The 13,161-nt window shown below is 71.4% G+C and carries 15 protein-coding genes; 9 read left to right on the top strand and 6 right to left on the bottom strand.

Features of this window, described 5'->3' with window-relative positions:
• The first annotated feature begins 1 nt into the window (after window position 1).
• The 8 genes from ACGFNI_RS22095 to ACGFNI_RS22060 all read left to right on the top strand — a co-directional run bounded on the left by ACGFNI_RS22095 (window position 2) and on the right by ACGFNI_RS22060 (window position 7,539).
• The gene (locus tag ACGFNI_RS22095) at window positions 2–988 is read left to right on the top strand and encodes a helix-turn-helix transcriptional regulator (protein ID WP_393686185.1); all 987 of its coding nucleotides are present in this window, start codon (window positions 2–4) and stop codon (window positions 986–988) included.
• Window positions 989–1,005: 17 nt separating this feature from the next.
• Entirely contained in the window at window positions 1,006–1,956 is a 951-nt protein-coding gene (locus ACGFNI_RS22090) for a helix-turn-helix transcriptional regulator (protein ID WP_393686183.1), read from the top strand.
• Window positions 1,957–1,993: 37 nt separating this feature from the next.
• On the top strand, window positions 1,994–2,254 hold the full coding sequence (locus tag ACGFNI_RS22085; RefSeq protein WP_393686181.1) for a hypothetical protein: 261 nt from the start codon (window positions 1,994–1,996) through the stop codon (window positions 2,252–2,254).
• An 83-nt stretch (window positions 2,255–2,337) separates the two neighbouring features.
• On the top strand, window positions 2,338–2,568 hold the full coding sequence (locus ACGFNI_RS22080) for a hypothetical protein (protein WP_393686179.1): 231 nt from the start codon (window positions 2,338–2,340) through the stop codon (window positions 2,566–2,568).
• 202 nt (window positions 2,569–2,770) lie between these two features.
• Window positions 2,771–3,058, top strand: coding sequence for a Sec-independent protein translocase subunit TatA (gene tatA / locus ACGFNI_RS22075; protein WP_393686177.1), 288 nt, complete (start codon window positions 2,771–2,773; stop codon window positions 3,056–3,058).
• Between the two features lie 61 nt (window positions 3,059–3,119).
• Window positions 3,120–4,094 carry a twin-arginine translocase subunit TatC gene (gene tatC, locus ACGFNI_RS22070; RefSeq protein ID WP_393686176.1) on the top strand — a complete coding sequence of 325 codons (975 nt, stop codon included), beginning with the start codon at window positions 3,120–3,122 and terminating at the stop codon, window positions 4,092–4,094.
• A 126-nt stretch (window positions 4,095–4,220) separates the two neighbouring features.
• Window positions 4,221–7,037 (top strand): DEAD/DEAH box helicase, encoded by a 2,817-nt coding sequence (locus tag ACGFNI_RS22065; protein WP_393686486.1) that lies wholly within the window; start codon window positions 4,221–4,223, stop codon window positions 7,035–7,037.
• 136 nt (window positions 7,038–7,173) lie between these two features.
• Entirely contained in the window at window positions 7,174–7,539 is a 366-nt protein-coding gene (locus ACGFNI_RS22060) for an L-rhamnose mutarotase (protein WP_393686174.1), read from the top strand.
• A 38-nt stretch (window positions 7,540–7,577) separates the two neighbouring features.
• On the opposite strand, the gene ACGFNI_RS22055 is transcribed toward ACGFNI_RS22060, so the two are convergent.
• The 4 genes from ACGFNI_RS22055 to ACGFNI_RS22040 are packed head-to-tail and all read right to left on the bottom strand — an operon-like array spanning window position 7,578 to window position 10,385.
• Window positions 7,578–8,324, bottom strand: a complete 747-nt coding sequence (locus ACGFNI_RS22055) for an SRPBCC domain-containing protein (protein ID WP_393686173.1) — start codon at window positions 8,322–8,324, stop codon at window positions 7,578–7,580.
• A 3-nt stretch (window positions 8,325–8,327) separates the two neighbouring features.
• On the bottom strand, window positions 8,328–8,960 hold the full coding sequence (locus ACGFNI_RS22050) for an ArsR/SmtB family transcription factor (protein WP_393686172.1): 633 nt from the start codon (window positions 8,958–8,960) through the stop codon (window positions 8,328–8,330).
• A gap of 19 nt (window positions 8,961–8,979) precedes the next feature.
• Window positions 8,980–9,477: an ABA4-like family protein gene (locus ACGFNI_RS22045; protein WP_393686170.1), complete on the bottom strand. Its 498-nt coding sequence runs from the start codon at window positions 9,475–9,477 to the stop codon at window positions 8,980–8,982.
• Window positions 9,474–10,385, bottom strand: a complete 912-nt coding sequence (locus ACGFNI_RS22040; protein WP_393686484.1) for a hypothetical protein — start codon at window positions 10,383–10,385, stop codon at window positions 9,474–9,476. Before ACGFNI_RS22040 ends, ACGFNI_RS22045 begins: the two co-directional genes overlap by 4 nt.
• 190 nt (window positions 10,386–10,575) lie before the next feature.
• Here ACGFNI_RS22040 and ACGFNI_RS22035 point away from each other — a divergent pair, with 190 nt between their 5' ends.
• Window positions 10,576–11,205 (top strand): MerR family transcriptional regulator, encoded by a 630-nt coding sequence (locus tag ACGFNI_RS22035; protein ID WP_393686168.1) that lies wholly within the window; start codon window positions 10,576–10,578, stop codon window positions 11,203–11,205.
• 50 nt (window positions 11,206–11,255) lie between these two features.
• Here ACGFNI_RS22035 and ACGFNI_RS22030 read toward each other — a convergent pair whose 3' ends face one another.
• Together ACGFNI_RS22030 and ACGFNI_RS22025 are read right to left on the bottom strand one after the other, a co-directional pair.
• Window positions 11,256–12,110 (bottom strand): siderophore-interacting protein, encoded by an 855-nt coding sequence (locus ACGFNI_RS22030; protein ID WP_393686166.1) that lies wholly within the window; start codon window positions 12,108–12,110, stop codon window positions 11,256–11,258.
• A 50-nt stretch (window positions 12,111–12,160) separates the two neighbouring features.
• Complete coding sequence (locus tag ACGFNI_RS22025; protein WP_393686482.1) at window positions 12,161–13,075, bottom strand: 5'-3' exonuclease H3TH domain-containing protein; 915 nt, start codon at window positions 13,073–13,075, stop codon at window positions 12,161–12,163.
• Window positions 13,076–13,161 lie beyond the last annotated feature (86 nt).

Genomic DNA, 13,161 nt, shown 5'->3' with positions numbered 1-13,161 from the left:
GATGGCGATTGCCAAGGCCGAGCGGCTGATGAACCTGGCACTGTGTCTGCTGGGTACGCGTCGTCCGTTGACCAAGCGCGAACTGCGGTCGTCGATCGAGGCATACGTCGAGTCCTTCGGCACCGGCGAAGGGCCGGCGAGCAGCGACGAGTCCTTCAACCGGATGTTCGAGCGGGACAAGGACGACCTGCGGGAGCTGGGCCTGGTCATCGAGACCGTCGACGGCCTGGAGGGCGACGTCGGGTACCTCGCCCGCCGCGACAGCAACCGCCTGCCCCCGATCACCCTCGACGCGGAGGAAGCCGCTGCGCTCGGCCTCGCCGCCAAGATCTGGCAGCAGGCCCGGCTGGCCGGTGCGGCCAGCGGCGCCCTGCAGAAGCTGCGGGCCGCCGGCATGCCGCTGGCCGCCGAGACCGAGGACATCGACGCGCCGCACAGTGCGCTGGAACCGCGGATCCCGGCCCATGAAGCCGCCTTTGAACCGCTGATGCTGGCCTGCCGCGACCGCCGCCCGGTGGTCTTCGACTACCGCAAGTCCAACGCCGCGCACCCCGAGCGCCGTCAGGTCGAGCCGTGGATCCTGGAGTGCTGGCGCGGCCACTGGTACGTCGCGGGCTGGGACCGCGACCGCAAGGCCGAGCGGGTCTTCCGGCTCTCCCGCATCACCGGCAAGGTCCGTTCCAGGCAAGGGGCGTTCACCGCGCCGGTGCCCGATCACGTCACCGTCCGCGAGACCGTCGAGAGCTGGGCGGGGGAGACCGCCACCGGCAGCGCCCGGATCAAGCTGCGGGCCGGTCACGGCTATCCGCTGCGCGCCCGCGCGCTGACCGTCCGCGCGCTCGGCGACGGCTGGGACGAGCTGGAGATCCCCAACGGCCACGGACTCGACGCCTGGCTGGTGGAGTTCGGGCCCGACGTGGTGGTGCTGGAACCGGCCGAACTGCGGGCCGACGTCATCGACCGGCTGCGCGCCGTGGCCAAGGGCTGAGAGGGACACGAGAACCCATGGCTACCAACGCGATCGACCAGACCCGCCGGATGCTGTCCTTGGTGACGTATCTGCGTGAGCGCCCCGGCGCGCGCGTCGGCGACGTCGCCCGCGCCTTCGGGATCACCGAGGACGAGCTGATCGCCGACCTCGACGTGCTGCCGATGTGCGGGACGAGCTTCCGCGGCGGCGATCTCCTCGACATCGACACCGACGGCGACCGGATCTGGTGGCACAACCCCGACGACGTCGCCGAGCCGCTGCGGCTGGCCGCCGACGAGGCCACCGCGCTGCTCGTCGCCGCCCGCGCCGTGGCCACCCTCCCCGGGCTGCGCGAGGGCGACCGGCAGGCCCTGCTGCGCGCCACCGCCAAGCTGGAGGCGGCGGCGGGCGAGGCGGCCGGAGCCAGCTCCCGGCTCTCGGTGACCTTCGAGTCCGAGGGCGGTGTCTTCGCCGACGTGGACCGCGCCATCGCCGAACGGCGCCGGCTGTGGCTGCGCTACTACTCGCCGGCCCGCGACGAGCTGACCGAGCGTGAGGTGGACCCGATCCGGCTGTTCGCCGTCGGCCACACATACATGGAGGCGTGGTGCCGGCTCTCCGAGGCCCGGCGCACCTTCCGCCTCGACCGGGTCGCCGAGATCAAGCTGCTCGACGCGCCCGCCGACCCGCCGCCCGTCGAACTGCGCGACCTCTCGGAAGGGCTGGTCCAGCCGGCGGCCGAGGATCCCGAGGTCACCATCGAGGTCGGGCCCGGGGGCCGCTGGGTCGCCGAGTACTACCCGCACGACAGCGCCGACGAGTTGCCGGACGGCGGACTGCGCATCACGCTGCGCACCCCCGACCCGGCCTCGCTCCGCAGGCTGGCGCTGCGCCTCGGCCGCGACGGCCGGATCGCCGCGCCCCAGGACCTCGCGGACAGCGCGCGGCAGGCCGCGGCCAAGGCGCTCGCCGCGTACGGCGAGTGAGCGCGGCGCCGCGCGAACCGTAAGGAGGCAGCGAAGGATGACGACCACGATGGCGACCGGAACCCTGGCCCACCCGACCTCTCCGGTGCTCTTCAAGGCGGCCTGCCCCGACTGCCGGGGCCGCTTCGAGCTGGCGTCGGACGCCTTCCGGCTGGCCATCGGTGCCAGCAGCCGCACCACGTTCTACTCCTTCACGTGCCCCGACTGCGGTCGCGCGGTGCGCAAACCGGCCGGTGAGCGGATCATCGAGCTGCTCACCGGCGGCGGGGTGCGGACCCTGCGGCTGCACATCGGCTGACCCCCGCGCCCGACCGGAACCGGACGGTCCGGTGCCGTACGACACCGGCGGAATCCCCTCGCACCCCCCGATAGGCTCGCCCCATGCTCTGGCCCATGATCGCTATCGCCCTCGGCTTCCTCGGCATCGCCGTGCTCGGCGTCCTCGCCGTCCGCGTCTTCGTCGAAGTGCGTCGGCTGGCCCGTCAGGTGGGCACGGCGTCGGAGCGGATCCAGCGGGCCGCGCAGGATCTGGAGCGGGCCGCGACCCCGCTCGCCGCCGCCGCACCCGCGGGAAAACGGAACGAGCGGCAGGGAGATCGGGCGGGGGGTTGACGGGACGCAGGAGTCGTACGCATGGACGGTAGGCTGGGGTGCGCAGGGCCGGAGAGCGCGGCGCGGCCCGTGTCCGGAAGTGCGCACAGGGGTTGCCGAACGTTCACCCGTGAGCGCTACGATCACTGGAAGCACGGCGGGCGGACGGTGTCCGGCCAAGTCAGGTAGTCCCTCAGCCGCCTCGGTGAGAAGGTAATTGCTTATGTTTGGAAAGTTCGGTTGGCCCGAGCTCGTTCTGATTCTCGTCGTCGTGATTCTTCTGTTCGGCGCCAAGAAGCTTCCCGACATGGCCCGCTCACTCGGTAAGTCCGCCCGCATCCTCAAGAGCGAGGCCAAGGCGATGAAGTCGGAGGGCGCCAAGAAGGACGAGGCCCCCGCCGACCCGCCGCAGGACGACACGCAGGCCGCACCCCGGACCATCAAGGCCGCACCCGGCGATGTGAGCAGTTCGCGACCGGTCAACGAGACCGATCAGACCGCGAAGCGCTGACCTAGGGCCTGACTGCGACGGCGGCAGGGCCGCTGCGCGCTGCATGAGATGAGGACGAGGGTTGCTGAAGTCTGCCCCCAAAAAGCAGAAGCGGGAGAGGGATCCCGAGGGTCGCATGCCCCTCGTGGAGCACCTGCGTGAGCTGCGGAACCGGCTGGCCAAGGGAATCCTGGCGATCATCGTCGCGACGATCGTCGCGGCGTTCTTCTACGAAGCGATCATCAACGTCTTCACGAAGCCGGTCCTGCAGACGGTGGGCTGCGACTCGCTCTTCACCGACCTCGCCAAGCAGGAAAAGGGTTCGCGCTGCGCGAGCATCGTGATGATGGACCTCCTCGGTCCCTTCACCCTCGCGCTCAAGGTGTCCCTGGTGGCCGGTGTCATCCTGTCCGCGCCGGTCTGGCTGTACCAGCTGTGGGCCTTCCTGGCCCCGGGGCTGCACCGCAACGAGAAGAAGTACGCGCTCGGCTTCGTCGGCGTCGGCTTCCCGCTCTTCCTGGCCGGCGCGTACTTCGCCTACCAGGTGCTGCCGACCACGGCGAAGGTGCTCATCGGCTTCACGCCTGAGGGCGTCGGCAACCTCCTGACGCTGGACAAACTGCTTGACCTGATCCTCCGCATGGTGATCGTCTTCGGCCTGTCCTTCGAGCTGCCGCTGCTGCTGGTCATGCTCAACTTCGCCGGCATCCTCACAGGTAAGCGGATGCTCGGCTGGTGGCGCGGCATGATCATGGGCATCACCGTCTTCTCGGCCATCGCCACGCCGAGCACCGACCCGCTGTCGATGCTCCTGCTGGCCGTGCCGATCTGCGTGCTCTACTTCGCCGCGGTGCTGGTCGCGCTGTCCAACGACGCCAGGCGGCGCCGGCGGACCGAGACGCAGCCCGACGACGACGAAGCCTCCGACCTGGACCTGACGCCGGAGAGCATCGGCGAGATGGAGCCGGTGGCCGCGCCCGGGGAGCTGGAGCGGGGCAGCGACGGGGACGGCGAATCCGGCGGGCGGCGCCGCGGGGATCTCGACGACGTGACGTGACGGGTCCGCGCGACCCGGCCGATGCGCCCTGACCTGACCGGGAGCGCGGACGGCCGGGGCGCGGGCCGGGCGGCCGGGAAATTTTCCGGCCGGCTGTCAGAGGTGGCCGGTAGGCTCGTGAGCACGATGACCGAGGACATGTCCCCTGCTGAGCGCTATGCCGCCGCCAAGCTCCGTGCGGCCGAGCAGGCCACCGCACTCGCCCCTTTCCGAGAGATGTACGACTTCGCCCTGGATCCGTTCCAGATCGATGCCTGCCGGGCCCTGGAGGCCGGGAAGGGCGTGCTGGTCGCCGCCCCCACCGGATCGGGCAAGACGATCGTCGGCGAATTCGCCGTCCACCTGGCCCTCCAACAGGGCCGCAAATGCTTCTACACCACGCCCATCAAGGCGCTGTCCAACCAGAAGTACCAGGATCTGGTGCGGCGTTACGGCGCTGACAAGGTCGGCCTGCTGACCGGCGACAACAGCGTCAACTCCGAGGCGCCGGTGGTCGTGATGACCACCGAAGTGCTGCGCAACATGCTCTATGCGGGCTCCCGGTCGCTGATCGGGCTCGGCTATGTGGTCATGGACGAGGTGCACTACCTCTCCGACCGCTTCCGGGGTGCCGTCTGGGAAGAGGTGATCATCCATCTCCCCGAGTCCGTGACCCTGGTGTCACTGTCGGCCACGGTCTCCAACGCCGAGGAGTTCGGCGACTGGCTCGACACCGTCCGCGGTGACACCGAGGTCATCGTCTCCGAGCACCGTCCGGTGCCGCTGTGGCAGCACGTCCTGGCGGGCCGGCGGATGTACGACCTGTTCGAGGAGCGGGAGGGGCAGGGTGGTGGCCGCCGCGAGGTCAATCCCGATCTGGAGCGGCTGGCCAGGATCGAGAACAGCCGGCCCACGTCAGGCAAGGACAAGCGGCGCGGTCGCAACATGCGCGAGGCGGACCGCGAGCGTGAGCGGCGGCAGCGCAGCAGGATCTGGACCCCCAGCAGGGCCGAGGTCATCGACCGTCTCGACAACGAGGGCCTGCTGCCCGCGATCACCTTCATCTTCAGCCGCGCCGGGTGCCAGGCGGCCGTCCAGCAGTGCCTGTACGCGGGCCTGCGCCTCAACGACCAGGAGGGCCGCGAGAAGGTCCGCCGCATCGTCGAGGCACGCACCGCAGGCATCCCCGACGACGACCTTCACGTGCTGGGCTACTTCGAGTGGCTGGAGGGCCTGGAGCGCGGCATAGCGGCGCATCACGCCGGCATGCTGCCGACCTTCAAGGAGGTCGTCGAGGAACTGTTCGTCCAGGGTCTGGTCAAGGCCGTCTTCGCCACCGAGACGCTGGCGCTCGGCATCAACATGCCCGCGCGGTCCGTGGTCCTGGAGAAGCTCGTCAAGTGGAACGGCGAGCAGCACGCCGACATCACGCCGGGCGAGTACACCCAGCTCACCGGCAGGGCCGGGCGGCGCGGGATCGATGTCGAGGGGCACGCCGTGGTGCTGTGGCAGCGCGGCATGAACCCGGGTGCGCTGGCCGGGCTCGCGGGGACGCGGACGTACCCGCTGCGTTCGTCCTTCAAGCCGTCGTACAACATGGCGGTCAACCTCGTCTCGCAGTTCGGCAGGCATCGCTCGCGTGAGCTGCTGGAGATGTCGTTCGCCCAGTTCCAGGCGGACAAGTCGGTGGTCGGCATCTCGCGGGAGGTGCAGAAGAACGAAGCGGGCCTGGAGGGGTACCGCGCCTCGATGACCTGTCATCTGGGCGACTTCGAGGAGTACTCCGCCCTGCGGCGGAAGCTGAAGGACCGCGAGACGGAGCTGGCCAAGCAGGGCGCGGCCCAGCGGCGGGTGGCGGCTGCCGCGGCGCTGGAGAAGCTCAGGCCGGGCGATGTCATCCATGTGCCGACCGGCAAGTACGCAGGGCTCGCCCTGGTGCTGGATCCCGGCATGCCGTCCGGCCGTACCGACCGGCACCGCGGGTACGAGGTGCAGGACGGCCCCAGGCCGCTGGTGCTGACCGCCGAGCGGCAGGTCAAGCGGCTGGCGTCGATGGACTTCCCGGTGCCGGTGGAGGCGCTGGACCGGATGCGCATCCCCAAGTCCTTCAACGCCCGCAGCCCGCAGTCCCGCCGCGATCTGGCCTCCGCGCTGCGCACCAAGGCCGGTCACCTCGTCCCGTCCCGGCACCGCAAGCCGCGCTCCGAGGCGATCGACGACAAGGAGATCGCGCGGCTGCGCAAGGACATCAGGGCGCACCCCTGCCACGGCTGCGACGAGCGCGAGGACCACGCCCGGTGGGCCGAGCGGTATCACCGACTGCTGCGGGACACCCGCCAGTTGGAGCGCAGGATCGAGGGGCGTACGAACACCATCGCGCGCACCTTCGACCGGATCTGCGCGCTGCTGACCGAGCTGGACTACCTGGAGGGCGACACCGTCACGGACGAGGGCCGCAGGCTGGCCAGGCTCTACGGCGAGCTGGACCTGCTGGCCAGTGAGTGCCTGCGGGAAGGCGTCTGGGAGGGGCTCGGGCCTGCGGAACTGGCCGCCTGCGCCTCGGCGTTGGTGTTCGAGGCCCGTCAGGCCGACGACGCGACGGCGCCCAAGCTCCCGGCCGGCCGGGCGCGGGACGCGCTGGGGGAGATGGTGCGCATCTGGGGCCGGCTGGACGCGCTGGAGGAGGACCACAAGATCAATCAGGCGGAAGGGGTCGGCCAGCGGGAGCCGGACCTCGGGTTCGCCTGGGCCGCCTACCGCTGGGCCTCCGGCTTCGGGCTCGACGAGGTGCTGGTCGAGGCGGACATGCCGGCCGGTGACTTCGTCCGCTGGTGCAAGCAGCTGATCGACGTGCTCGGCCAGATCGCGGCGGCGGCGCCGCCCGGCGGCACGGTCGCCCGCACCGCGCGCAAGGCCGTGGAAGGTGTGCTGCGCGGCGTGGTCGCGTACTCGTCCGTGGGCTGACGCCCCCGCACCCGGCGCCCGCCCTTCCGGTATCCGGAGGGGTGGGCGCCGTCGTGCGGACCCGTCAGGACAGGTGTGACCGGCCGCCGCGCGAGGTACGCAACGGGTGCCGGACGCAGCGGAGACGGGAGCGGACATGACGCACAGCGCGGGCAGCGACGCCGGGGACGGGGCGCGGATACGGCGCTTCGGGAAGGTCATCAGGCTCCGCCCCGAGCACCGCGAGCGGTATCTGCGGCTGCACGCCGAGGCGTGGCCCGCGGTCCTCGCGACCCTCACCGCCTGCGGCCTGCGCAACTACTCGATCTTCCTGGAGGGCGATCAGCTCTTCTCGTACGCCGAGTACGTCGGCGATGACTACGCGGCGGACATGGCCACCATGGCCGCCGATCCCGCCACCCAGGAGTGGTGGAAGCTGACCGACCCGTGCCAGGAGCAGACCGCGGGCGCGGTGCCGGGGGAGTGGTGGACGCCGATGCGGGAGATCTTCCACCACGACTGAGCGGCGGTCAGGGGCGGGCGCACCGCCCGCCCCGCCGGTCAGCAGGTCGTGGCGCCGGGCGCGTACAGGCCCTCCACCCAGCTCCGCCAGGTGGCCCGGGTCTGCTCCCGGTCGGGGTGCGGGGAGTCGTCGGCGAAGAGGTGGAGGGAGATGCCGACCGGATGTCCGAAGGCGTTGCGGCCGAAGAAGCGGTAGAGGCGGTGGTCGGTGCGCAGGCCCAGGAAGTGGTCGGTGCGGTAGTCGACGACCGCGTCGAGGGGCTCGGCGCCGGGGAGTTGGACGCGCAGCCGGTCGCCTGCGGTGACCGTGCCGGTGACGCCGAGTGCGCCCAGCAGGACGGTGAACGCGTCGGGGGTCTGCGAGCTCTGCGGGCCCGGCACCTCGATGAAGGTGGCAGGACGGCCGCCGAAGTACCGCAGGTACTGGCCGAGTGTGTGCAGGTAGAAGTCGGTGTGCAGGGCGACGCCGTCGTACTGGTCGTCCCAGTCGGACGCGTCCAGGACGCCGCTGTGGACGTAGCGCAGCACGGCCGTGCCGCCGTCGCGGCCCTCGATCAGGTACTCCAGTGCGTTGAACCAGCCGTCATCGCCCGCGACATGGACCGCGAAGCGGCGCGGCGGATCCCAGTCGGCGACGCCGTCGTCCTCGGGGGTGTGGCCACCGACGGCGGGGACGTCCTCCTTGGGGAACATCCACGCGCCGGTGTCCGCGGTCACCGCGGCGAACACCTCTTCGGGCATGGCCGGCAGCACGACCTCCCGGCGGATCTCGAATTCCTTGCCCATGGGTTACTCCTCGGTGGACGGCTGATCCGGCGCGGACGGCGGTGTGGGGCCGGAGTGCCGGGTGATGGTGGGGTGCAGGGCGATGACGAGCCGGTGCGGGCGGCCCCCGGACGTGTGCTCGTCGTGGTACTTGGCGGCCAAGTGGCGTGCCGACGCGCTCGGTTCCTCGGCGAAGGCCGCCCGGTCGGCGGCCGACGCGAAGCGGATCTCCCCGTCGACGGCGAAGGTCGCCAGCCGCTGGTCGGCGGTGCGGGCGCGGCGGATCAGCTCGCCGGTTTCGCGCACCAGCCGGGCGGCGAGGGCGAGCAGCCAGCGGGCGGACAGCGGGTCGGGCGCGCGCGCCGGATCGGGGGCCACCGCGGGCAGGGCGGCGGGCGAGATCACGTAGGAGGCGGCCGTGGCCTGCATGATCCGTTCGGTGACGTTGCCCTTGCGGCGCTCCTCGACCAGCTCGATCAGGCCGTGCCGTTCCAGGGCGCGCAGGTGGTAGTTGACCTTCTGGCGGGACAGGCCGGCCGTCGCGGACAGGGTCGTCGCCGAACCCGGTGCGGCCAGGGGGGCCAGCAGCCGCGCGCGCACCGGGTCGAGCGAGACGCCGGCGGCGGCCGGGTCGTCGATCACTGCTACATCGATCACCCCATGCGACCGAAAATAATTATTGCCAAGGAGTGGGATGTTGTCGGTGAGGAGTGATGGATGAGGCTTCGGGGTGACGGGATGCGGCCGTGCGGCGGTGGACGTGGTGTGCGGAGCGCAGGGCGACGAAGAGCAGGACGCCGATCGGGGACAGCAGGACGGTGAGCACCAGCAGCGGGGCCATCACCAGTGGGTGGATGCGCAGGGCCCGCGCCTCGCGGTACATCCACTGGCCCAGGAACAGGTCCCAGGCGATCACCTGCGCCCAGATCGCCCCGGCGCCGCCGTCGAGCACCAGCAGCTCCTGGAATCCGGCCAGGTCGGGGTGGCTCACGGCGGCCCACAGCTGCGGGAACACCGGTATGGCCAGGGCGAGATAGACGGCGATGACGGGGAGCAGCGGCAGGGGTGAGGCGGCGATCCGGTCCGTCAGGCGCCGTCCTGGTGCCAGGATCAGCAGGGCCCAGAACGGCGACGCGAGCGTGAAGGCCAGATTGAAGAGCGTGTTGTCGGTCATGCCGTCAACTCCGTTTCCAGGGGCGTGGGTTGTGCGGACGGGGTGCCGGGCGTGGGCCGGCGCAGCGCCGCGAGGGCGCCGAGCGCGGTGCAGGACAGCACGGCGGCGGTGGCGCCGATGGTCGCGCCGTCCGGGTGGAGCAGTGCCTGGCCGCGCAGCGCCTGCCAGGTGAGCAGGGCGAGCAGCGCGGCGGCGGAACCGGCAGCCACCAGAACGAGGCGCAGCCGCACCCGCTCGGCGCGCAGCCGCGGGAAGCGGCCGGCGAGGGCTTCGATGCCGTGCAGGAGGAGCGGGAGCGCCTGGAGTGCGTGCATGCCGAAGAAGTGCGGGATGCGCAGGTCTCCGCCGGTGGTGTTCCAGCCGGTGACCGGCATGGCGGGGCCGCCGTCCGGGACGCCGACGCTGTGTGCGCCGATGGCCGTGCGCAGGGCGCCGGCGGCCTGCTGTTCCGGCGTCGGCAGCAGCATCAGCCCGCCGAGCAGCAGACCGGCCAGGGCGAGCAGCAGGCCGAGGCGTATCGCCCAGGTCGCCGCGCGGTCGCCGAGTCCGGTACGGAAGACCGTCACGGCGATGACGAGGGTGGCCGTCCACAGGACGACGATGGTCAGGCCCATGACCCTGAACAGGATCTGGTCCAGCGGGGTTTCGACGTTGAAGTGGCTGGGCCTGCCGCGCACCGTCTGGCCGACGATGATCGCCATCTCGACGGCTCCGGCGGCCACCACGGCGTGCGCGGCCCAGCGGCCGGTCCTGCTCGGTCCGCGGCGGCCCAGCATCCAGGCCAGCGTGAGCCCGTAGGCGGCGAAGGACACCGCGAACTTGAAGGGCTTGAGCCAGATCGGTGCGCCGATCAGGACGCGGTCGTCGGCGATCAGCCCGACCGCGGACACCACGGCCAGTGCGGCCATCGCCCAGGAGAAGGCGAGCAGCGAACGGTATCTGGACATGCGGATCCCCCAGCAGAATGGATAGTAGCGCTTTCCGCTATCTGATAGCTGGACTATCTATGATGGGAGGCGCCATGGCAAGACCGGGAGGGGCGGGGATCCCGGCGCACGACAGCCGGGACCTGGGCCCGGACGAGGAAAGGGCGGGCGGATGCGCATCGGGGAATTGAGCCGCGAGACCGGGGTGGCGGTCCCGACGATCAAGTACTACGTCCGCGAGGGCCTGCTCCCTCAAGGGCGGCTGACCAGCCCGAACCAGGCCAGCTACGACGAGGTGCACGTCGGCAGGCTGCGGCTGATCCGCGGGCTGATGGACGTCGGCGGGCTCTCGGTCTCGGCGGTCCGTGAGGTGCTGGCGGCGGTCGACTCGCCGGAGCCGGTGCACAAGAAGCTCGGCGCGGCCCAGCACGCCATCACGCGGGTGCCGGGCGGGGAGCCGGAGGGGGTGGCCGAGGCGCGGGACACGGTCGGGGCGCTGCTGCGGCGCAGGGGGTGGCGGGTCGCGCCCGACCATCCGTCGGCGGAGGCGATGGCCGTCGCGCTGGCCGCCATCAGGGGCCTCGGACACGGCGCTTTCGATGAGGTCCTGGACAGCTACGCGGACGCCTGTGAGCGGATCGCCGAGGCCGACATGGCGTTCGCTGGGCACACCACGGAGGTCGACCGGCTCACGGAGAGCGTGGTGGTCGGCACGGTGCTGGGCGACGTGGTGCTCACGGCCATGCGCCGGCTCGCGCACGTGGAGGCGTCGGCGCATGCATACGGCGATGGCACCCGCTGAGGGGTGCCATCGCCGTAGTGTGGTGACGGGCAGTCAGGGCCCGCCGTGCTTCAGGATGCGGCAGCCGCGGTCTCCTGCTCGGCCTCGACCTGCTGGTTCCAGTCCCGCTTCGACGCCTGCCAGCCGTCCTCGTCATGGCCGTTGCGCCAGTAGCCGGAGATCGACAGCGCCTCGCGCGGGATCTCCCGCTCGACCCGCAGCAGCCGCCGCAGCTCCTTGACGAAGCCCGCCTCGCCGTGCACGAACGCCTGCACCTGCCCGGCGGGGAAGTCCAACGCGCTGACGGCGGCGACCAGTTCGCGGCCCACGGGGGCGTCGCCGCGGTGCAGCCAGGTGATCTCCGCGCCGGCCGGTGCGGACAGTTCCTGCTGCTCGGCGGGGTCGGCCACCTCGATGAAGGCGTGCACCGGCACACCGGCCGGCATCCGGGCGAGCGAGGCCGCGATGGCGGGCAGCGCGCTCTCGTCCCCGGCGAGCAGGTGCCAGTCGGCCGCGGCCTCCGGGACGTACGCGCCGCCGGGGCCGAGGAACAGCAGCTCATCGCCCGGCTTCGCGGCGGCGGCCCACGGCCCGGCCAGCCCCTCGTCACCGTGCACCACGAAGTCGACGGCCAGCTCGCCGGCCTCGGCATCCCAGGAACGGACGGTGTACGTACGGGTCTTGGGCCACTGGTCGCGCGGCAGCTCGGCACGGATCTGCGTCATGTCGAACGGCTCGGGGTAGGAGATGCCGGGCAGCGGGAAGACCAGCTTGATGTAGTGGTCGCTGTAGGTGCCCGCCGCGAACGCGGCCAGCCCCGCGCCGCCCAGGACGACGCGCACCATGTGCGGGGTCAGCTGCTCGGTGCGCCGGACCTCGGCGCGGTGCAGCGTCTGCTTCTTGCGGGCCGGTCGCTCTGCTGCCACGGCTGTCTCCCCTGACGCGATGATGAGTTAGGTATACCTAACCTAACAGCTCATGCCCGGAGTGTGTCGAGCAACCGTTGCAAAGATCCCCCCAAGCCCCACTGGGCGGCGAGCGCTTCCAGCCGCTCGGGGTCGGCCGGCTCGCGGGGCAGCGCCTGATCGACGTCCGGGATCCCGACGTCGGTGGCCACCCGTACGACGGTCGGGGCGACGGCGAGGTACGGCCGGGCGTCCGTCAGGCGCTTGCGCTGGACCGGGGTCAGCTTCGATGCCGGATCGTCGGCCGCCGCCATGATCCCGGCGAGATCGCCGTACGCGTCCAGCAGCTTGGCGGCGGTCTTCTCGCCGATGCCGGGCACGCCGGGCAGCCCGTCGCTCGGGTCGCCGCGCAGCAGCGCCAGATCGGCGTAGCCGGAGCCGTCCACCCCGTACTTCTCGCGCAGCAGCGCCTCGTCGGTGATCTGGAGGGTGCCGACGCCCTTGAGCGGATAGAGGATGCGGACGCCGCGCCGGTCGTCGACGAGCTGGAAGAGGTCGCGGTCGCCGGTGACCACGTCCACCGGCCCTGCCGCCCGGCCGGTGAGGGTGCCGATGACGTCGTCGGCCTCGTAGCCGGCGGCGCCGACCCGGGCGATGCCCAGCGCGTCGAGGACCTGCTCGATCACCGGGACCTGCGGGGACAGGGTGTCGGGGATCTCCTCCTCGTCCGGCTCGGGGGAGCCGTCGGGGGCCTCCGCGGCGACCCGGTGCGCCTTGTAGGAGGGGATCAGGTCGACCCGCCACTGGGGGCGCCAGTCGAAGTCCATGCAGGCGACCAGGTCGTCGGGGTGATGGTCCTGGACGAGCCGGGCGATGAAGTCCAGCAGCCCGCGCACCGCGTTGACCGGGGTGCCGTCGGGTGCCTTGACCGAATCCGGTACGCCGAAGTAGGCGCGGAAGTAGAGAGAGGCGGTGTCGAGAAGCATCAGGCGTCGAGTCACATCTCGCATGATGCCCCATACCTCAAACGCCCCATGGATGTGAAGTGGATCACGGAACGGTTTGAGCCAGA

Source organism: Streptomyces sp. NPDC048644 (genome assembly GCF_043199105.1).
Taxonomy (GTDB): domain Bacteria; phylum Actinomycetota; class Actinomycetes; order Streptomycetales; family Streptomycetaceae; genus Streptomyces.
Note: the sequence above shows the minus strand (reverse complement) of the source record. Positions and strands in the feature narration are given on the sequence as shown.